Here is an 18,424-nt window from a genome sequence, read left to right on the forward strand (position 1 = left end):
TCATGGTGCAAAGCTACGGCATGAAACTTTTACGCTTTGGCCCTAAGGGCTCTGAAAAACCGGGACGGCTGGACGGGGATGGAAACATTCGCGATCTGTCGGCTCTGATCTCCGATATCGATGGGGCTTGTCTATCCGACGCTGCATTGGCAAAGCTTGCAGATGTCAAAGACGAAGGCTTGCCTTTGATCAGTGACGATGTCCGTATCGGTCCGTGTGTGACGGGTGTGGGTAAGATGATGGCCATCGGTTTGAACTTTTCCGACCATGCCAAAGAAACGGGGATGGAACCACCTGCAGCTCCCGTGCTCTTCACCAAATACACGTCTGCTATTAATGGCCCCAACGATGATGTCGTGTTGCCGCGTGGATCACAGAAAGCGGATTGGGAAGTTGAACTTGGCGTCGTTATGGGCAAAGCGGCCAAGTATGTATCCCAAGCCGAAGCCTTGGATTGTGTCGCGGGCTACACCGTGGTTAACGATGTCTCTGAGCGCTCCTTCCAACTGGAAGGCACAGGGCAGTGGGTGAAGGGCAAGTCGTGCGATACCTTTGCCCCATTGGGCCCTTGGCTGGTGACCCGTGACGAGATCGCCGACCCGCAAGATTTGAACATGTGGTTGGACGTGAACGGCGAAGCGCGACAACGCGGCAACACGCAAACCATGATCTTTTCGGTTGCGCACATCATCAGCTTCTTGTCGAACCACTTCACCCTGCATCCGGGCGATGTGATTTGTACCGGCACACCTCCCGGTGTCGGCATGGGCATGAAGCCACAGCAGTTCTTGAAAGACGGCGACGTGATGCGCTTGGGCATCGATGGTTTGGGTGAGCAAAACCAAGCCGTGCGCACCGACGATTAGTCTTTGAAGATATTGATCAGCTAGTCTTTAAAGATATCGATCAGTTCTGGCATGACCGCGTCGGGTTGGTGTTCCAACGCTTTTTTCAGCACGTAGCTGACCGCCTTGGCGGTGTTTGACTGTGCGTTTAACGCGCTTGCCATGTCGGTGTAGTAATCTAAATCTTTGGAAGCATTTTTGAGGGCAAAGCGAAAGGCGGAGCTGTCGCTGTCTTCAATAAACGGGCGCATACGGTCCAGTGCCACCCCGCCCGCTCCACCGGTCGCAAGAACGTCCGTCAACACGTCCAATTGAACACCACCCCGGTTGGCCGCAGCGACGGCTTCGGCAATGATGACGGCCTGACCGATGGACACAAAGTTGTGCAGCAGCTTTAAGCGGTGTCCTGCCGATACAGGGCCGCCGTGATAGATGTTTTCAGCGTACGTATCGATATAAGGCTTGGCGTGCGCGACGTCTTCTTTCGAACCGCCGACCAGGACATTGAGACACCCTTCTTCGGCTTCTTTGGGGGGGCGGGTCATGGGGGCGTCGACATAGCGCGCGCCTTTGCCTTGGATCAGACCGGCGATAACCAACGTATCTTCCGGCTGTGCCGTTGTCGCATCAATCACCAATGTGTTTGGTGAAATCAAGGATAAGAACCCACCGTCCGCGGTGACCACAGTTTCGACTTCGGGCGACCCCGGCAAAACCAAAATCACAGCATCTTTGTCTGAGACCACGTCCGCCATCTCGGCACTTAAAACGGCACCGGCTTCCACCAAATCATCGCACGATTGGTTGGCGGGGTGATCGAATATGGTCAGGTTCTGACCGGCTTTCAGGAGGTTTTTCGCAAGCCCATGGCCCATCAGGCCGCAGCCGATCAGGCCGATTGTGTTGTGTTGCTCCACGAGATTATCCTTCCAACCTTGTCTGAGGTGGCATTAGACCTACATTGGGCTAAGATTGCCAGAGCGTTTCTGTAGAGGACTTTTCCACCATGGTGCTCATTGATTGGGCTTTGCCGATTGTCGCGTTTTGTGCGTCCTCGACGTTCACGCCGGGGCCTAACAATGTCATGGTCACGGCTAGTGGTGCAAACTTTGGGTTCCGCCGCTCGATCCCTCATATCCTTGGCATCGCCATCGGTTTTGGTGTGATGAACATGTGTGTAGGGTTGGGGCTTGGGGGTGTGTTTGTGGCCTATCCGGAACTTCATGTGGTCCTAAAATATGCGAGCATTGCTTACCTCACATATTTAGCGTGGAAAATCGCGAGGTCCAGCCGTGCGGGGAAAGAAGAAGAAAAGGGCAAGCCCTTTACCTTTTTCCAAGCCGCAGCTTTTCAGTGGGTGAACCCCAAAGCCTGGGTCATTGCCATCGGTGCCGTGTCGACGTTCACCACGGTCGGCGGCGACTTACTGTTCGAAGTGATGGTGATTTCGATCATCTTCATACTGGTGACTTTTCCCAGTGCCAGCACATGGGCGGTGTTCGGCCTGATGATTGGACGCTTTTTGCAAACCCCAGGGCGCTTGCGTGCGTTCAATTGGACAATGGCAGGGATATTGATGCTGTCTCTTCTGCCCGCAACAGGGTTGCTGGATTATTGAGAGACGATGTACTGCGGCTTCATGCGGCCCATGGACAGCAGAAGCTGATAGATCGCCACGCGTTCGTCATAGCTGGACGTGGCGTAGTTGATCTGGGCGTTGTTGACTTCATTTTCAGCGTCCAGCACGTTGATCACGGTTTCTTTACCCGCGTCGCGCAGCTTTTTGCGGCTGTCGAACACTTCAGCAGCGATGTTAACGGCGTTGCCCAAGAGTTCTTTGCGTTCGCGCGACGTGACCAGAGACTGCCAGGATAAGCGCACCTGCTCGATCACTTTGGTCGAGGTGTATTCGTAGTTGTTCATCTGGGCGCGGTAGTCAAATTCGCTGGCTTCGCGTCCAGCCAGGGTCGAACCGCCCGAGAAAACGTCCCAGCTGGCCGACATGATGACGGAATAGTCGCGCCGGATGCCATTGGTGGCGTTGTTTTTCTTTTCGTAGTTGGCTGTGCCGGTTAAATCCAGGCTGGGATAAAATCCGCTGTTGGAACTGCGGCGTTGTTCGTGTGCCAATTCAACGTTTAGGCTGCCGCCGATCAAAGACGGATTTTCCGCCAAAGCGATATCAACCGAGCGTTCCAGTGAGGATGGAATGACTTGGGCCGGGGGGGTCGGGTCCAGCATGGTGGGCAAGTTTGGCGGATGTCCGAAAACCTGTTCATAGGTGCTGACGGCGTTCAGAAGTGCACCTTCGAAGCCGACACGGCGTTCCTTTGCGATTTGCAGACGGGATTTGGCCTGCAATACGTCAACCGTCACACCGGAACCCCGGCGCACGCGTTCGTCTTCCAGGTTCAGCTGACGTTGAATGGTGCGTTCGTTGTCGGCAGCCATTTCCACCAGTCGGCGTTGGCGCAGCACATCAACATAGGCCCGCACACCTTCGAACAAGGTGTTTTGGCGCGTGCCTTCCAGGGTCAGTTGAGCAATCTCGTGATTGACTTCGGCAATGCGCACGGTAGCGGAGGTGGCAAAACCGTCGAAAATAGGCTGGGTCACCGTCAAGGTGGCCGAGTTCAAAACACCACGCCACGGATCGCTTTCGTTGGCTTCGTCGGAGCGGGTAGAGGCGGTGTCGACGGTTTGCGGCCCGATCTCACCGGCGATGTTCACGGTCGGATAATAGCCCGCTTCGCTTTCGCGGATGGTCGCGCGGCGCGACTCCAGCGTGTTTTCCGATTCTCTGATCTTGGGGTGGCGGTCGATTAAGACGCGGAGCTCTTCTTCAATCGGGCGCGCCTGAGCACCTTCAGGGGCAAGCACAACCGGTCCCAAAACGGCCAAAACCGTTAGGGTTGAGAGGCTCTGCGCCAGTTTAGAGCTCTGAAATGCCACGTTCGAAAAACCCTTCGAATATCCCCAAAAATGCCCCGCAAATGCAGCAGGGCGTTGTGCTGATGTTCTATCACACTTCACCCCATCCCACAATTGTGGCTTTTGCAAAGATGGCTGTGCAAAAGGGGGGAGAATCTGCTTAAATAGCGAAAATAAAATGAATATCTCAAATCGATTTGAGAATGGTATTGAGGTGAGAACCAAAGTGAGTGGTGAATTGAAGACTGCAGCCGGGCTTAAGGCTGTAGGTGTGGCCCTTTTTGTGGCTGTGAGCATGACGGCGTGTGGCGCCGGCGTTAAATCCAAAAAAATCCAGGATGCGGCAACTCAAGCAGTTCAAAGCGACGCACGTGAGGTCTTGACCGCCTTTGCGGCCGAGGGTGACGCGGGCGCTCAGCTGGACTTGGCGTTGACGTTGATGGACACGGACCCGGCGTCTGCAAAACAATGGCTGGAAAAAGCGGCCATGATGGGCAACGGTCGCGCGGCTTATGAATTGGGCTTGTTGCTGGACGATCCTCAATATGCGCTGGAATGGTTTTCCATGGCCTCTGCCATGGGCCACGTGGGCGCGCGTTACCAAATGGGTGAAGCCTATTTGAACGGCAACGGCACGGCGAAAGAACCCGGTTGGGGATTGATGTGGTTGGAACGTGCTGCACGGGCCGGAAATTGCGATGCGCAATACGTTTGGGCCACTGCCATGCTGACGGGCAAGACGGCACAAGTGCGCCCCCAAGAAGCCCTGAAATGGTTGATGATTGCCGAGGACGGCGGGGTCAGCGCGGCAACGCCGTTGATCGAACAGCTCAAAGCCGATTTGATGGCGTTGACCATCGAAACCATTGAGGGCTACGCCGAAGGCTATCGCGGCAAATTGGCCGCTCCCCAAGTCGGTGATCGCGCTTCAATCCGCTTTGCGCAATATGCGTTGAGCAAGCTGGGCTACAAGCCCGGCAGCATCGACGGCATTGACGGTGAAAAGACTTACACGGCATTGGTGGCCTTTCGCCGGGCGGAAGGGCTTGGCAATGGTGGATTGAGCACCGCTGTGATGGACCGGTTGCGTGAAAAATTGGCGCGTCGTTAATCACGACGTGTAAAGTGGGTCATGCACGCGACCTTTGGTGAAGTCGAAAGAGGGACTGGAGCCGGATTATGAGCATTTGGGGAAAAGTCTTAGGCGGTGTCGCCGGATTTGCCTTAGGCGGGCCGTTGGGCGCGCTGCTGGGGGCGGTGGCAGGGCATGCCCTCGACAAAGTCCACGGGACCTTACCCCATGGCCGCGCGTCTCTGGAAGACCAGCGCCAAATCGCCTTTACGCTGGCCGTGATTGCTCTATCGGCGAAAATGGCCAAGGCTGACGGTCAAGTGACCCGTGACGAAGTCGACGCCTTTAAACGCCTGTTCCATATTCCACCCGATGAAATGAAAAATGTCGCCAAGGTCTTTGACCGGGCGAAAGTCTCGACCGCTGGGTTTGAACAATATGCGGCCCAAGTCGCCAAGCTGTTCCCCCACGAACCGGCCGTGTTGGAAGAATTGCTGGGCGGCTTGTTCATGATCGCCCAAGCCGACGGTGTGGTTCACCCGGCGGAGCTTGCGTATCTGCAGCGTGTCTCTGACATTTTTGGGTTTGATCAAGCCACGTTTGAGCGCATCACGGCGACACACCAGCCCAAGGACGAAGCCGATCCTTACAGTGTTTTGGGGCTTGCCCGTGAAGCCACGGACGCCGAGATCAAGTCTGCCTATCGTAAATTGATCCAAGAAACCCATCCGGACAAGCTCATGGCCCAGGGTATGCCGCAGGAGTTTATTGATCTGGCCAATGACAAAATGGCGGCCATCAATGCGGCTTATGACAAGATCAAACAGATGCGGGGTCTAAACTGAGGTCACAGATGAGCACGCCGCGCGTATCGCCCAATTTTAATGACCGCCCCCCTGATGTGCCCATCGACATGCTGGTGCTGCATTACACCGGCATGCAAAGCGCGAACGCCGCTTTGGACCGTCTGTGTGATGCAGAGGCTGAGGTCAGTGCGCATTATCTCATTGAAGAAGACGGCACGGTTCATCGTTTGGTGGATGAAGACAAACGCGCCTGGCATGCGGGTGTGTCTTGGTGGCGCGGGGCCACGGACGTCAACAGCCGCTCGATTGGGATTGAGCTGGTCAATCCCGGTCATGAATTCGGCTACCGTGCTTTTCTGGAACCCCAAATGGTGGCTCTGGAAGGTTTGGCTGGTGCAATCTTGAAACGCCACGCCATTCCCGGCCGCAATGTGGTGGGCCATTCCGACGTTGCGCCGCTGCGCAAAACGGACCCGGGCGAGCTGTTCGATTGGGCCCGTCTGGCGCAAAAAGGAATTGGGTTGTGGGCGCAAGACAGCGTTCTCGTTGATGCCAGCGCCGCTGAATTCAAAGCCATGTTGTTGGCGTTTGGGTATGACACCTCTGATTTCAATGCAGCGATTGTCGCGTTTCAGCGCCATTTCCGCCCAGCGCGTTTGACCACGGCGATTGAACCGGACTGTGTCGGCGTTTTGCAGGCGTTGCTTGATCAGGTCTGAAGCGTTAGGTTAGCGCCAGACCAGATGGCTGGATGGCTGCCCCATTTATGTGGGGAGGAAAGTCCGGGCACCACACAAACACGGTGCCGGTTAACGACCGGCGAGGGCGACCTTAGGGAAAGTGCCACAGAAAGCAAACCGCCTGAGTTTTCTCAGGTAAGGGTGAAAGGGTGCGGTAAGAGCGCACCGCGCGCCTGGCAACAGGGGCGGCACGGTAAACCCCACCGGGTGCAAGATCGAGAAGGACGGCCAGGGGCTTTGGGCCCCACGTGTGTTTGTGCGCCGCCGTTCGGGTGTATCGCGTGAGGCGTTTGGCGACAAACGTCCCAGATGAATAGTCATCCATCTTTCTTCGGAAAGGGGACAGAACCCGGCTTACAGGCCATCTGGTCTTTTACATCGTTTTAGGAGCCCCACATGTCAATACACACGGGATCATGCCTGTGCGGTCTTGTGGCGTGTGTTCTGTTTGACGATTCGTCCGCATATGCGCCGTCCGATGAGTTATTCACTGAAACCAAACAAAATTGGACGGTACTGAACCCAGATTTGCCGCATGACAAAGGCTCGCGCAAACGCGGCTAACGTCCTCCACAAGATCCGCGAAAGAGCCGCCTTCGGGCGGTTTTTTTGTGTCAGAAAGGCCCGCTTAAACCCCAGTCAAATCCAGTAAATCCCATTGACGCCCATCAATTCCCATGCTATCCCAATAAGACCCAATGGGATCCATGGGCGCGTTTTGCGTGTGCGTGGATGGGTCTTCAAGGCTTTGGCTTTGGCTTCATCAAGGGGATGGGGCTGCGTGGAAGCGGCGAAGGCGAAACGTCAAAGGCTAATCCAAACAAGGGGTTAGGTCTTTGCTAGATGCATCTGTAAGGGGGAGTTATGGCGCTGCTCGTCGGCCGTCATCTCAACAAGATCGATAAAAAAGGCCGGGTTTCTGTCCCGAAGCCTTACCGTGAGGCCGTCTTGGCGGAAGGCTTCTCGGGTGTCTACATCTACCCTTATTTTAAATACCCCGCTCTTGAAGGCGCTGGCGAAGCCTTCATGAAACGTCTTTCTGAAAGCATGGAAGACAATCTCGACCTGTTTTCCGACGAACAGGAAGATCTCGCCGCAATCACCTTGGAAAACACGTTTCAGCTGGCTTTCGATTCCGAAGGTCGCATTGTTTTGCCGCAAGACCTCTGTACACATGCAGGGCTTGACGGTCAGGCCTTGTTTGTGGGGCGCGGTTCGCGCTTTCAAATCTGGTCGCCCGATGCGTACCAAGAACATCGCTCCGGCGCTTTGGAGCGTGCCAAAGCCACAGGTGCTACGCTCCGGCTTTCCCCACAACGAACGGACGGGGAGTAGTCAAATGTCCATGCCTCACATCCCCGTTATGTTGAAAGAGGTCTTGGATACGCTCATCCCCCGTGACGGTGGCGTCTATGTCGACGGTACGTTTGGGAATGGCGGGTATTCGCGCGGCATATTGGAAAGTGCCGATTGTACCGTCTGGGGCATCGATCGTGATCCGAACGTCATTGCCAAAGCCCGCGATATGGAAAGCGAGTTTGGCGGCCGACTGCGTGTCGTGCAGGGCCGTTTTGGCGACATGTCGGACTTGCTCAGCGACAAAGGTGTGTCCGGTGTCGACGGTGTCGCGCTGGATTTGGGCGTGTCGTCCATGCAGTTGGATCAAGCCGAGCGCGGCTTTTCGTTCATGAACGACGGCCCCTTGGATATGCGTATGGAACAATCCGGGCCCAGTGCAGAAGACGCGGTCAACGACATGGGCGAAGAAGAACTTGCCAACGTCATTTACGAATTCGGCGAAGAGCGCAAATCGCGTTGGGTGGCGCATGCCATCGTCGAGGCGCGCGCTGAAAAACGCATCACCCGCACGAAGGAGCTGGCCGACATTGTGTCTTCCGTCGTGCGTAAATCCAAAGACGGCATCCACCCCGCGACCCGCACCTTCCAGGGCCTGCGCATTTATGTGAATGACGAGCTTGGCGAAGTGGATCGTGGTTTAAGTGGTGCGGAACAGCTTCTCAAGCCTGGAGGACGTTTGGCCGTGGTGGCGTTTCATTCTTTGGAAGACAAGCGCGTCAAAAGGTTTCTCAATGAGCGTTCGGGGAATGTGCCGAACCCTTCGCGCTATATGCCCGACCTCGAAGACAAAGGGCCTGAGCCCAGCTTTACGTTGCTCAAAAAAGGTGCGCTAAAGCCTGGCAAAGACGAATGCAAACTCAATCCGCGTGCGCGCTCTTCACGGTTGCGCATGGCGGAGCGCACGGATGCGCCAGCTTGGCGGCAGGGAGGGACGGCATGAATAAAGCTTTTGGCTATATCCGTCACACCACTTTGCTCTTTGTCATTTTGGCGGGTGGAATCTCTGCTGTTTTGTTTTCGGTGAAGTATCAGGTTCACGAGTTGGAAGACAATCATACGCGTTTGCTCAAAGAGCTCGACGAAGAACGCCGCGCGCTTCACGTGTTGCACGCCGAATGGGCAACGTTGAACGATCCGCGTCGTTTGGAAACTTTGGCGAGCGAACATTTGGGCCTAGAACCCGTGCCGCCGCGTCAAGTGGTGCATCCGGATGCCGTGTTGAACATTCCTATGCGTGAAATGACGTTTGGTGAAGAGGAGACAGCGAATGACTAAGCTATCTTCTCTGCAAAGCGAAATTCCGTTCGAAGCTTTGGACCCCAAACGCATCAAACTGGAAAGCTCGCGCAAAAATGCTTTGGACCAAGGGCGCACGCGTCTGCTGGTGACGGGTGTGGTGTTCTCCTTGGCCTTCTTGGTTTTGGGGGCACGTCTGGTTGATTTGTCGCGTCACGGCAACGGGGGTGGACCGAAGTGGCAGGCCCTGAGCTCCGCACAAATCGAAAAGCCGGTGGTCGCACGCGGTGATGTGTATGATCGCAATGGACATTTGATTGCAACCAGTCTGCCGACGAAGTCCTTGTATGTGGATTCCAAAGAGGCTCTGCGTGGTGGCAAGGCCGAAGCGGCGGCAGAAAAGTTGCTGACGGTGTTGCCGGGCCTGGATCGCAAGAAACTGATTGCCCGGATTAAAAGCGGCGGGCGTCAGGTGTGGATCGATCGCAATCTGACACCGGATCAAGTTTATGCCGTCAACCACTTAGGTCTTCCGGGATTTGGCTTTCGCCGTGAAGAACAACGGGTCTATCCCTTTGGCCCTACTTTTGCCCATGTTCTGGGTTACACCGATGTGGACGGCAAAGGGATTGCCGGATTGGAGCGCACGTTCCATTCCAAATTGGGCACGCACGGCGAAAGCTTGGAGCTGTCCATCGACTTGCGCGCGCAAACGGTGCTGCATCAAGAGCTCACCAAAGCGAAGGATAAATACACCGCCACGGGTGCTGCCGGGGTGGTGATGGACGTGAAGACCGGCGAGATCGTCGCCATGGCTTCTCTGCCCGATTTTGATCCCAACACCCGCCGAGGATCATTGGGGGACGCTGGGTTTAACCGCGTCACCAAAGGTGTGTACGAAATGGGATCGACCTTTAAACTGTTCAATACGGCGATTGCGTTGGACACGGGCACGGTGGGCATGACGGACGGCTATGACGCCACCGACCCCATTCGCGTGTCACGCTTCACCATTTCGGATTACCACGCCAAGAAACGCTGGTTGAGCGTGCCGGAAATTTTGATGTACTCCTCCAACATCGGCTCGGCCAAGATGGCGTTGGATGTGGGGGCGAAAACGCAAAAAGAATACCTCAAACGCTTTGGCTTCTTGGGCTCTGCGGATGTGGAGTTGCCCGAAGTCGGTAACCCGCTTTATCCGGTGCGTTGGAACAAGACCGAAACCATGACCATTTCCTATGGTCACGGCATCGCCGTCTCGCCGTTGCAGGTGGTCGCAGGTGTGTCTGCGCTGGTCAATGGTGGGGAAATGGTGCGGCCGACCTTGATCAAGCGTTCGGAGAAAAATCCGTTGGTGACGGAACGCGTCATCAAAGCCAAAACGTCCGATGCCATGCGCAAGATGATGCGCTTGGTGGTTCGCGGCGGTTCAGGGACGGCTGCTGATATCAAGGGGTACTTGGTGGGCGGCAAAACGGGGACGGCTGAAAAGCAAGCCGATGGCGGTTATGACAAAGACAGTTTGATGTCGTCGTTTGTTGCAGCCTTCCCCATGACCAGCCCGCGCTTTGTGGTGTTGGTGGTGATGGACGACCCGCAACTGCACGAAGGCCCTGCATATTTGCGCCCCACAGGCGGGCGCGTGGCAGCTCCGGTGGTGGGGGAAGTGATTGCGCGCTTAGGCCCGATCTTTGGCGTGGTGCCCGACAGCGGTGGCGATGACGCCGAAGAAGACCCTGACCACCCGTTGCATGTTCCGATTTCCGTCGGACCGAAACAATCCGCTGAGCTGCGTGGGGGCTTAACCCATGCGGCTTTCTGAGTTGATGAGAGGACAAAAGCCCGTGTTGAAACTGGCGTTACCGGATGAGGACTTGGAGGTGGCAGGCTTGACCTGTGACAGCCGCGCCGTGCGTCCGGGTTACGTCTTTGCGGCTCTGCCCGGCGCAAAAGTCGATGGTCGTGAATTCATCACCCAAGCCCAAGACAAAGGTGCGGTTGCCGTCTTGGCCCCCAGCGGCACCGAGGCCGATATACCCGTCATTCAAGACGACAACGTGCGTTTGCGGTTCGCCCAAATGGCCGCGAATTTCTATGGTCGCCAGCCCGAACACGTGGCCGCGATTACGGGCACCAACGGCAAAACTTCGACGGCTGCGTTCTTGAGCCAGATTTGGGAAAAGCTCGGCCATAAGTCCGCAACTGTTGGCACGTTGGGTGTGCATGGTTCCGGCTTTGAAGAGCCCGGAACTTTGACCACCCCGGACCCGGTTGATTTGCATCACACCTTGGCACGGTTGGCTGACGGCGGCGTGGATCACTTGGCCATGGAGGCCTCCAGCCATGGCTTGGAGCAGTTTCGTCTGGACGGTGTGAAGGTGAAGGCCGCAGGCTTTACCAACATCACGCGCGATCACTTGGATTACCACGGCACCATGGAAGACTACTTCGCCGCCAAGCTGCGTTTGTTCCGTGACGTTTTGCTGGACGAAGGTGTTGCCGTTGTGAACGCCGATTGCAAAGACATGTGCAAAGTGGTTGAGGCCGCTGAACTGCGCGGTATAAAAGTTTTGACGTTCGGCCGTGCAGGCAAGGACATTCGCGTGTTGGAACGCTTCCCCACCGGTGACGGTCAGACCATAACCTTCATGATGGGCAATCAAGACTTTAATGTGCGTCTGCCGTTGGCAGGAAGTTTCCAAATGGAAAACGTTTTGTGTGCTTTTGGTTTGGCCGTGGCGCTGGGTGCAAATGCTAAGGACGTGGCGGCTGGCGTGGAAACGCTGGAAGGCGTGCCTGGGCGTTTGCAGTTCGTCGGTTCCGTGAACGGAGCTTCGGTCTATGTGGACTATGCCCACACCCCGGATGCTTTGGAAAATGTTTTGAACGCTCTGCGCCCACATACTCAAAATGATCTGCATGTTGTTTTTGGTTGTGGTGGAGATCGCGACACAGGTAAACGTCCTGAGATGGGCAAGGTTGCAACGGACTTGGCGGACAGCGTTATCGTCACGGACGACAATCCACGCAGTGAAGACCCCGCGACCATTCGTAAAGAAATTTTGGCCGCAGCCTCTGGGGCCCAGGACATCGGTGACCGTCATACGGCCATCGTTCAAGCGGTGTGGAAACTCCAAAAAGGTGACGTCTTGGTTTTGGCCGGAAAGGGCCATGAAAAAGGCCAAATCGTCGGCGATCAAGTGTTGCCGTTCGACGATGTGAAAGAAGCTGAACAAGCCATAGAGGAGGTCCAGGCGTGAATATGATAAAACCAACGTACACACTTTGGTCTTCTGATGATGCGGCGCGCGTTTCGCAAGGCGATGCACATCGTGCATGGACGGCCTCAGGTGTTTCCATCAACACCCGCACGCTTCAGCCGGGCGATCTGTTTATTGCTATTCAAGGCCCCAATGTGGACGGTCACGACTATGTTGCCGATGCCTTTGAAAAGGGTGCCGCGGCCGCGTGCGTGCATCACCGCCCGCCGGTGCTTGATCCCGACGCACCCTTGTTGGTGGTCGAGGACACCATGAAAGCCATGGAAGATATGGGCCGTGGGGCGCGGGCGCGCTTAGATCATGCCAAAGTCATTGCCGTGACCGGATCGGTCGGCAAGACCGGCACCAAAGAAGCCTTGAAGGCCGTGTTGTCCAAACAAGGCAAGACGTCAGCCAGCGAAGGCAGTTTAAATAATCACTGGGGCCTGCCGCTGAGCTTGGCGCGCACGCCCGCAGATGCAGACTATTCGGTTTTGGAAATGGGCATGAACCATCCGGGCGAACTGACGCCCTTGTCCAAAATGGCCCGTCCGCACGTGTGTGTGATCACGACCATTGCACCTGCACATACAGAGTTCTTCACATCCACCGCAGAGATCGCCGATGCCAAAGCCGAAATTTTCCAAGGCATAGAAGAGGGCGGTTCGGCGGTTCTCAATCGTGACATTGCCGAGTTTGAGCAACTGAATGCAGCGGCTAAGAAAGCGGGCATTGAAGATGTGATGACATTCGGCGCGGCCGAGGGCGCTGACTTTCGTTTGAAAGATTTCACGCTGGACGCCAATGGATCCGACGTGACGGCGGTGACACCTTGGGGCGAATTGTCGTATCGCATCGGTCTTGCGGGTCAGCACTGGGTTCAAAATTCCCTGTGCATCCTCGCTGCAGTTCATGCTGGGGCTGGGGATGTCGAACAAGCCGCAAAAGATTTGGCGGACTTAACGCCGCCCAGCGGTCGCGGTCAGCGCTTTGACATTCAGTTGGACGATGGCATTTTTTCTCTGATCGACGAAAGCTACAACGCAAGCCCCGTCGCTATGGATGCCGCGTTGGCTGTCTTGGCAGCCCAACCGGCCACCGGTAAACGCATTGCCGTGTTGGGCGATATGTTGGAGCTGGGCGAAGACACGCCAGCAGAACATGCGGCTTTGGCAGACTTGATTTCAAAGCACAACATCGACCAGGTCTATATGTCCGGTGAAGCCATGGAGAATCTTTGGAAGGCACTTCCTGATGGCGTGCGTGTCAAACACACCATCACGTCTGATCTTCTGTCGGGCGTCGTGCGCGAAGCCGTGCGTCCGGGTGATGTTGTGATGGTTAAAGGATCCGCAGGCTCACGCATGGGCCGAGTGGTTGAAGCCTTGAAGGCGCTCGATAAAAATTTTCAAAAGGGAGATGCATAAATCATGCTGTACCACCTGTTATTTCCCTTAGCGGATCAATTCCCAATCTTTAACGTGTTTCGCTATCTGACGTTCCGCACGGGCGGCGCGGTGATGACGGCGCTGATCATCAGCTTTGTCATCGGGCCTTATTTGATCAAAGTCCTGCACATGCGTCAAAAGGGCGGTCAGCCTATCCGTGATGACGGGCCTGAAGGACACTTGCTGACCAAACAAGGCACGCCGACCATGGGCGGGTTGATGATTTTAATCGCCATGGTGGTATCCACCATATTGTGGGCGGATTTGTCCAACGGTTTCGTTTGGGTGGCCCTGGGTGTGACGGTGTCTTATGGCGTCATTGGGTTTTTGGACGATTACTTGAAAGTCTCGCGCCGCAATCACAAGGGCCTGCCCGGAAAAATGAAATTGCTGTTGCAAGTGGCTTTTGCCATGGCCGCAGCGGTTTGGACGATGCGTTTGTTGCCGGGTGATTTATCGACCACCTTGGCCGTCCCGTTTTTGAAAGACGCCTTGGTCCAGCTGGCTTGGTTCTTCCCGGTGTTTGCTACGTTTGTCATGGTTGGGGCATCGAACTCTGTGAACTTGACCGATGGTTTGGACGGTCTCGCCATCGTTCCGGTGATGATTGCCGCAGGCGTATTTATGTTGATTGCGTATCTGGTCGGCAACACGGTGTTTTCGGGATACCTGCAGCTCCACTATGTTCCGGGTACAGGTGAGTTGGCGACGTTCTTGGGCGCGCTCATCGGTGGCGGCTTGGGTTTTTTGTGGTTCAATGCGCCGCCCGCGCGCGTGTTCATGGGCGATACCGGGTCTCTGGCGCTCGGCGGGGCCTTGGGGACCGTGAGTGTCATCACCAAACACGAGCTGGTGCTCGCCATTGTTGGTGGCTTGTTTGTGTTGGAAACGGTTTCTGTGATTGTGCAGGTCTTGTCGTTCAAGCTGACGGGCAAGCGGGTGTTCGCCATGGCACCGCTGCATCACCATTTTGAGAAAAAAGGTTGGGCCGAGCCCACCATTGTTATTCGCTTTTGGATCATCGCCACCATCTTGGCGCTGATCGGTTTGTCCACGTTGAAGTTGAGGTAAGGCGCACAGATGATTTCGTGCGAAGGATACGCCACCAAACACGTTGCCGTCGTTGGACTGGGACAGTCCGGCTTGGCCGCCGCGCGCGCGCTGTGTCGCAGCGGTGCACGTGTTTTGGCTTGGGATGACGGTGAGGCTGCGCGCAAAACTGCCGAAGTCGAAGGCATCCCTGTGCGCGAACCGTCACGCATCAACTGGGCGGCACAAGACGCATTGGTGTTGAGCCCCGGCATCCCACACACCTACCCCAAACCCCACGTGGCTGCGCGCATGGCAAAAGATGCGGGTGTGCCGATCATTGGCGATGTGGAACTGTTGATCACGTCGGGTGCACAAGCCCCGCGCATTGCCATCACAGGAACCAACGGCAAATCCACCACGACGGCATTGGTCGGGCATATTCTGGAAAGTGTTGACCGCGACGTCGAAGTCGGCGGCAATCTTGGTCCCGCCATTTCAGATATGGCGATGATGGAACATGACGGCGCTTATGTGTTGGAACTGTCTTCGTATCAATTAGAGCTGTGCCCGTCGGCACGGTTTAAAGTTGCCGTTTTGTTGAATATTGCACCGGATCATTTGGACCGACACGGCGGCATGCATGGCTACATCATGGCTAAGCAACAGATTTTCCGTGGACAAGGTGCCGGCGACACGGCGATCATCGGCTTGGACGATGAACACAGCCGTCAAGTCTATACAGACATCAAAGCCGCCAATCACCGCACCGTTATTGGCATCAGCTGCCAAGGCCCTGTTGCAGGGGGCATCTATGTTCAAGACGGCATGTTGATCAACGATGTCAAAGGCGATGCCAAGCGCATCATGGATGTTCGCGGACTGCAAAATTTACCCGGCTCGCACAATGCCCAAAACATTGCGGCGGCTTATGCCATTGCGTGCTCCATGCATGTCCCGACAGACGACATCGTCAAAGCTGTCAAAAGTTTTCCAGGTTTGGCCCACCGCCAAGAACGCTTGGGCGAAATCGACGGCGTGACGTTTGTGAACGACAGCAAAGCCACCAACGCCGAAGCCGCAGCCAAAGCCTTGGCATGCTACGACAACATCCATTGGATTTTGGGTGGCCGCGCAAAAGACGGCGGCTTGGACGGCTTGGACGGTTTGTACGGCTCCCTCACCAAAGCCTATGTCATAGGCGAGTGCGCCGAAGACTTTGCGCGTCAATTGACGGGCAAAATCGATGTGCAAATGTGTGGAGATTTAGAGACCGCAACGAAGGCTGCATTCTTGGACGCTTCCGGTCAAGCGGCGACGGTTTTGCTGTCGCCCGCAGCAGCTTCGTTCGACCAATACCGTAATTTTGAAGTGCGCGGCGACGCGTTTCGCGAAATCGTCAGCGCGTTAACCAGAGATGCAACCCGGGGGGCAGCCTAAGCCATGAGCACCTTCACCCGCACCGATACATCCGTTGTCAGCCGATGGTGGTGGACCATCGATCGTATAACGCTGTTGACGGTCATGGTCATTGCAGCCCTGGGCGCCATGTTGGTGGCGTCCGCATCGCCTGCTGTGGCGGAACGTATTGGCCTGGAAAGCTATCACTTTATCAATCGCCACTTTGTCTTTTTACCCATGGCGTTATTGGTGATGGTCGCCACATCTTTGTTGACGCCACAAGGTGTCCGCCGCTTGGCTGTGTTAGTTTTTGTCGGTGCGTTGGCCGCAATGGTCGCCGTTTTGTTTTTGGGCGCAGAAATTAAAGGCGCAACACGTTGGCTGTATGTTGCAGGTTTTTCTTTGCAGCCGTCGGAATTCATCAAGCCGGCCTTTGCGGTCGTGGCCGCGTGGATGTTTGCCGCGCAAAAACTGGATGAAGACGTGCCAGGCTATGCGATTTCCATTGGCCTGTTCGTTGTGGTGATCGGTTTGTTGATGTTGCAGCCGGACTTTGGCATGTCCATCGTGGTCGCCAGTGTTTGGGCGGTGCAGTTCTTTATTTCCGGCCTGCCGTTGATCTTGGTCGGCGCGATTGCGCTGTTGTTGATCTTGGGCGGCTTTGGCGCGTACTTAACCCTGGATCATGTGCGCTATCGCATCGATAAGTTTTTGGACCCGTCCAGTTCCATGGGCTACCAAGTCGAAAAGTCTTTGAACGCGTTTGAAAACGGCGGCCTGTTTGGTCGTGGCCCGGGTGAGGGGCGCGTGAAGGAAGTTCTGCCCGACGCCCACACCGATTTTATATTGGCCGTTGCCGGTGAAGAGTTCGGCATCGTCTTGTGTCTGGTGATCGTCGCATTGATCGGCTTTGTCGTCTTGCGCGGCTTTACCCGCGTGCTCAACGACAGCGACTTTTTTGTGATGGTTGCGGTGACAGGTCTGCTGACCCAGTTTGCCTTGCAAGCGATCATCAACATTGCCTCGACGACACACCTGATTCCGCCAAAGGGCATGACGTTGCCGTTCATCAGTTATGGCGGCTCGTCAACTCTGGCTTTGGCGTTGGGGATGGGTATGGTCTTGGCGTTGACGCGTGTGCGGCCTGGCGCACACCATGGTTTGAGGGGGCGCAAATGAGCGATAAGCCTCACGTTCTTTTGGCCGCAGGTGGTACGGGCGGGCACGTCTTCCCCGCAGAAGCCTTGGCGAGCGAGTTGTTAAACCGCGGCTACCGTTTGGGCTTGGTGACAGACAAGCGCGGCAAAGCCTATGGCGGTGCCTTGGGTGAATTGGAAACGTACCGCATTGCCGCTGGCGGCATTGCGGGCAAGGGTGTTTTTTCGAAAATCAAAAGCGTTTTGGAGTTGGGTGTTGGAACGTTTCAAGCGTGGCGTTTGTTGAAGCAGTTAAAACCGGACGCTGTCATCGGTTTTGGTGGATACGCGTCTGTGCCGACGATGATGGCGGCGACATTTACCACTACGGCTACAGGCCTGCATGAGCAAAATGCACTGCTGGGCCGTGCCAATCGTTTGTTGGCCGGGCGGGTGGATGGCATTGCCTCCAGTTTCAAAGACACGCGGGGTGTTCCTGCGGCAAATGCAAACAGCATCAAACTCACAGGCATGCCGGTGCGCGCATCCATAGCAGACAAAGCAGACGCGCCGTTTCCGCCCACTGAGGGAGATGCCCCGCTGGGGGTGTTGGTGCTGGGGGGCTCGCAAGGGGCCACGGTGCTCAGCGAAGTGGTGCCCGAAGCGCTGGCGAAATTGCCCGATGACATCAAAGCGCGCTTGGACGTGACCCAGCAATGTCGTGAAGAAGATTTACAAGTGGTGCAAAACGCTTACGCGTCTTCGGGCATTCGCGCGCATCTCGCGACGTTTATCGATGATGTGCCGCAATGCATGGCTAAGGCCCATGTGGTGATATCGCGTGCAGGGGCTTCAACGGTCAGCGAAGCCTTGGCGATTGGGCGGCCGTCGATTTTGGTGCCGTATCCGTTTGCAGCGGACGACCATCAGACCTATAACGCACAAGCCGTAGACGCAGCGGGTGCGGGCTGGATTATGCCGCAAGACACGTTCACGGCGGATAACTTGGCGATGCGTCTCGACAGTTTGTTGGGACTGCCCGCCGTTTTGGAAAAAGCTGCCCGCTGCGCCAAGGACCTCGGGCGCGCGGACGCAGCCAAACAATTGGCAGACATGGTGGCAGAGCTGATCGACAGCTCCGCCCAAACGAAAAGGAGCTAA

The 18,424-nt window shown here is 56.0% G+C and carries 18 protein-coding genes and 1 other RNA gene; 17 read left to right on the top strand and 2 right to left on the bottom strand.

Features of this window, described 5'->3' with window-relative positions:
• The first annotated feature begins 20 nt into the window (after positions 1-20).
• Complete coding sequence (locus tag V5T82_RS10070; protein WP_332895506.1) at positions 21-866, top strand: fumarylacetoacetate hydrolase family protein; 846 nt, start codon at positions 21-23, stop codon at positions 864-866.
• Between the two features lie 20 nt (positions 867-886).
• On the opposite strand, the gene V5T82_RS10075 is transcribed toward V5T82_RS10070, so the two are convergent.
• A complete protein-coding gene (locus V5T82_RS10075; RefSeq protein ID WP_332895507.1) occupies positions 887-1,762 on the bottom strand; it encodes an NAD(P)-dependent oxidoreductase in 876 nt (291 codons plus the stop codon).
• 89 nt (positions 1,763-1,851) lie between these two features.
• Here V5T82_RS10075 and V5T82_RS10080 point away from each other — a divergent pair, with 89 nt between their 5' ends.
• Complete coding sequence (locus V5T82_RS10080; protein ID WP_332895508.1) at positions 1,852-2,463, top strand: LysE family translocator; 612 nt, start codon at positions 1,852-1,854, stop codon at positions 2,461-2,463.
• Here V5T82_RS10080 and V5T82_RS10085 read toward each other — a convergent pair.
• Complete coding sequence (locus V5T82_RS10085; RefSeq protein WP_332895509.1) at positions 2,457-3,797, bottom strand: TolC family outer membrane protein; 1,341 nt, start codon at positions 3,795-3,797, stop codon at positions 2,457-2,459. The two genes, V5T82_RS10080 and V5T82_RS10085, sit on opposite strands and share 7 nt — an antisense overlap.
• A 205-nt stretch (positions 3,798-4,002) precedes the next feature.
• On the opposite strand from V5T82_RS10085, the gene V5T82_RS10090 reads away from it, so the two are divergent.
• The 15 genes from V5T82_RS10090 to murG all read left to right on the top strand — a co-directional run bounded on the left by V5T82_RS10090 (position 4,003) and on the right by murG (position 18,424).
• Complete coding sequence (locus V5T82_RS10090; protein WP_332895510.1) at positions 4,003-4,887, top strand: peptidoglycan-binding protein; 885 nt, start codon at positions 4,003-4,005, stop codon at positions 4,885-4,887.
• Between the two features lie 68 nt (positions 4,888-4,955).
• Positions 4,956-5,693, top strand: a complete 738-nt coding sequence (locus tag V5T82_RS10095) for a TerB family tellurite resistance protein (protein WP_332895511.1) — start codon at positions 4,956-4,958, stop codon at positions 5,691-5,693.
• An 8-nt stretch (positions 5,694-5,701) separates the two neighbouring features.
• Complete coding sequence (locus V5T82_RS10100; protein ID WP_332895512.1) at positions 5,702-6,373, top strand: N-acetylmuramoyl-L-alanine amidase; 672 nt, start codon at positions 5,702-5,704, stop codon at positions 6,371-6,373.
• 20 nt (positions 6,374-6,393) lie between these two features.
• Positions 6,394-6,767: RNase P RNA component class A (gene rnpB / locus V5T82_RS10105), an RNA gene on the top strand.
• A gap of 23 nt (positions 6,768-6,790) precedes the next feature.
• Positions 6,791-6,958: a hypothetical protein gene (locus V5T82_RS10110; protein ID WP_332895513.1), complete on the top strand. Its 168-nt coding sequence runs from the start codon at positions 6,791-6,793 to the stop codon at positions 6,956-6,958.
• A gap of 300 nt (positions 6,959-7,258) precedes the next feature.
• Positions 7,259-7,729 (top strand): division/cell wall cluster transcriptional repressor MraZ, encoded by a 471-nt coding sequence (locus V5T82_RS10115; RefSeq protein WP_332895514.1) that lies wholly within the window; start codon positions 7,259-7,261, stop codon positions 7,727-7,729.
• A 4-nt stretch (positions 7,730-7,733) separates the two neighbouring features.
• Positions 7,734-8,693 carry a 16S rRNA (cytosine(1402)-N(4))-methyltransferase RsmH gene (gene rsmH, locus V5T82_RS10120; protein ID WP_332895515.1) on the top strand — a complete coding sequence of 320 codons (960 nt, stop codon included), beginning with the start codon at positions 7,734-7,736 and terminating at the stop codon, positions 8,691-8,693.
• Positions 8,690-9,028 (top strand): cell division protein FtsL, encoded by a 339-nt coding sequence (gene ftsL, locus V5T82_RS10125; protein WP_332895516.1) that lies wholly within the window; start codon positions 8,690-8,692, stop codon positions 9,026-9,028. Before rsmH ends, ftsL begins: the two co-directional genes overlap by 4 nt.
• Positions 9,021-10,811 carry a peptidoglycan D,D-transpeptidase FtsI family protein gene (locus V5T82_RS10130; RefSeq protein ID WP_332895517.1) on the top strand — a complete coding sequence of 597 codons (1,791 nt, stop codon included), beginning with the start codon at positions 9,021-9,023 and terminating at the stop codon, positions 10,809-10,811. Before ftsL ends, V5T82_RS10130 begins: the two co-directional genes overlap by 8 nt.
• A 22-nt stretch (positions 10,812-10,833) precedes the next feature.
• Positions 10,834-12,249 (top strand): UDP-N-acetylmuramoyl-L-alanyl-D-glutamate--2,6-diaminopimelate ligase, encoded by a 1,416-nt coding sequence (locus V5T82_RS10135; protein ID WP_442917540.1) that lies wholly within the window; start codon positions 10,834-10,836, stop codon positions 12,247-12,249.
• 2 nt (positions 12,250-12,251) lie between these two features.
• The gene (locus V5T82_RS10140; RefSeq protein WP_332895659.1) at positions 12,252-13,676 is read left to right on the top strand and encodes a UDP-N-acetylmuramoylalanyl-D-glutamyl-2,6-diaminopimelate--D-alanyl-D-alanine ligase; all 1,425 of its coding nucleotides are present in this window, start codon (positions 12,252-12,254) and stop codon (positions 13,674-13,676) included.
• Between the two features lie 6 nt (positions 13,677-13,682).
• Entirely contained in the window at positions 13,683-14,768 is a 1,086-nt protein-coding gene (gene mraY / locus V5T82_RS10145) for a phospho-N-acetylmuramoyl-pentapeptide-transferase (protein WP_442917577.1), read from the top strand.
• Positions 14,769-14,777: 9 nt separating this feature from the next.
• Entirely contained in the window at positions 14,778-16,166 is a 1,389-nt protein-coding gene (murD, locus tag V5T82_RS10150) for a UDP-N-acetylmuramoyl-L-alanine--D-glutamate ligase (RefSeq protein WP_332895520.1), read from the top strand.
• Between the two features lie 3 nt (positions 16,167-16,169).
• Positions 16,170-17,306 carry an FtsW/RodA/SpoVE family cell cycle protein gene (locus V5T82_RS10155; RefSeq protein WP_332895521.1) on the top strand — a complete coding sequence of 379 codons (1,137 nt, stop codon included), beginning with the start codon at positions 16,170-16,172 and terminating at the stop codon, positions 17,304-17,306.
• Positions 17,303-18,424, top strand: a complete 1,122-nt coding sequence (gene murG, locus V5T82_RS10160; RefSeq protein ID WP_332895522.1) for an undecaprenyldiphospho-muramoylpentapeptide beta-N-acetylglucosaminyltransferase — start codon at positions 17,303-17,305, stop codon at positions 18,422-18,424. The genes V5T82_RS10155 and murG overlap by 4 nt, the downstream gene beginning before the upstream one ends.

The organism is Magnetovibrio sp. PR-2 (assembly GCF_036689815.1).
In the GTDB taxonomy this organism is placed as follows: domain Bacteria; phylum Pseudomonadota; class Alphaproteobacteria; order Rhodospirillales; family Magnetovibrionaceae; genus Magnetovibrio.

What these genes read in the sequence shown, in the direction of transcription:
- V5T82_RS10110 (WP_332895513.1), top strand. Translation starts at nt 6,791, where the DNA reads ATGTCAATACACACGGGATCATGCCTGTGCGGTCTTGTGGCGTGTGTT.
- murG (WP_332895522.1), top strand. Translation starts at nt 17,303, where the DNA reads ATGAGCGATAAGCCTCACGTTCTTTTGGCCGCAGGTGGTACGGGCGGG.
- V5T82_RS10095 (WP_332895511.1), top strand. Translation starts at nt 4,956, where the DNA reads ATGAGCATTTGGGGAAAAGTCTTAGGCGGTGTCGCCGGATTTGCCTTA.
- V5T82_RS10140 (WP_332895659.1), top strand. Translation starts at nt 12,252, where the DNA reads ATGATAAAACCAACGTACACACTTTGGTCTTCTGATGATGCGGCGCGC.
- V5T82_RS10080 (WP_332895508.1), top strand. Translation starts at nt 1,852, where the DNA reads ATGGTGCTCATTGATTGGGCTTTGCCGATTGTCGCGTTTTGTGCGTCC.
- rsmH (WP_332895515.1), top strand. Translation starts at nt 7,734, where the DNA reads ATGTCCATGCCTCACATCCCCGTTATGTTGAAAGAGGTCTTGGATACG.
- ftsL (WP_332895516.1), top strand. Translation starts at nt 8,690, where the DNA reads ATGAATAAAGCTTTTGGCTATATCCGTCACACCACTTTGCTCTTTGTC.
- V5T82_RS10070 (WP_332895506.1), top strand. Translation starts at nt 21, where the DNA reads ATGAAACTTTTACGCTTTGGCCCTAAGGGCTCTGAAAAACCGGGACGG.
- V5T82_RS10100 (WP_332895512.1), top strand. Translation starts at nt 5,702, where the DNA reads ATGAGCACGCCGCGCGTATCGCCCAATTTTAATGACCGCCCCCCTGAT.
- V5T82_RS10115 (WP_332895514.1), top strand. Translation starts at nt 7,259, where the DNA reads ATGGCGCTGCTCGTCGGCCGTCATCTCAACAAGATCGATAAAAAAGGC.
- V5T82_RS10155 (WP_332895521.1), top strand. Translation starts at nt 16,170, where the DNA reads ATGAGCACCTTCACCCGCACCGATACATCCGTTGTCAGCCGATGGTGG.
- murD (WP_332895520.1), top strand. Translation starts at nt 14,778, where the DNA reads ATGATTTCGTGCGAAGGATACGCCACCAAACACGTTGCCGTCGTTGGA.
- V5T82_RS10130 (WP_332895517.1), top strand. Translation starts at nt 9,021, where the DNA reads ATGACTAAGCTATCTTCTCTGCAAAGCGAAATTCCGTTCGAAGCTTTG.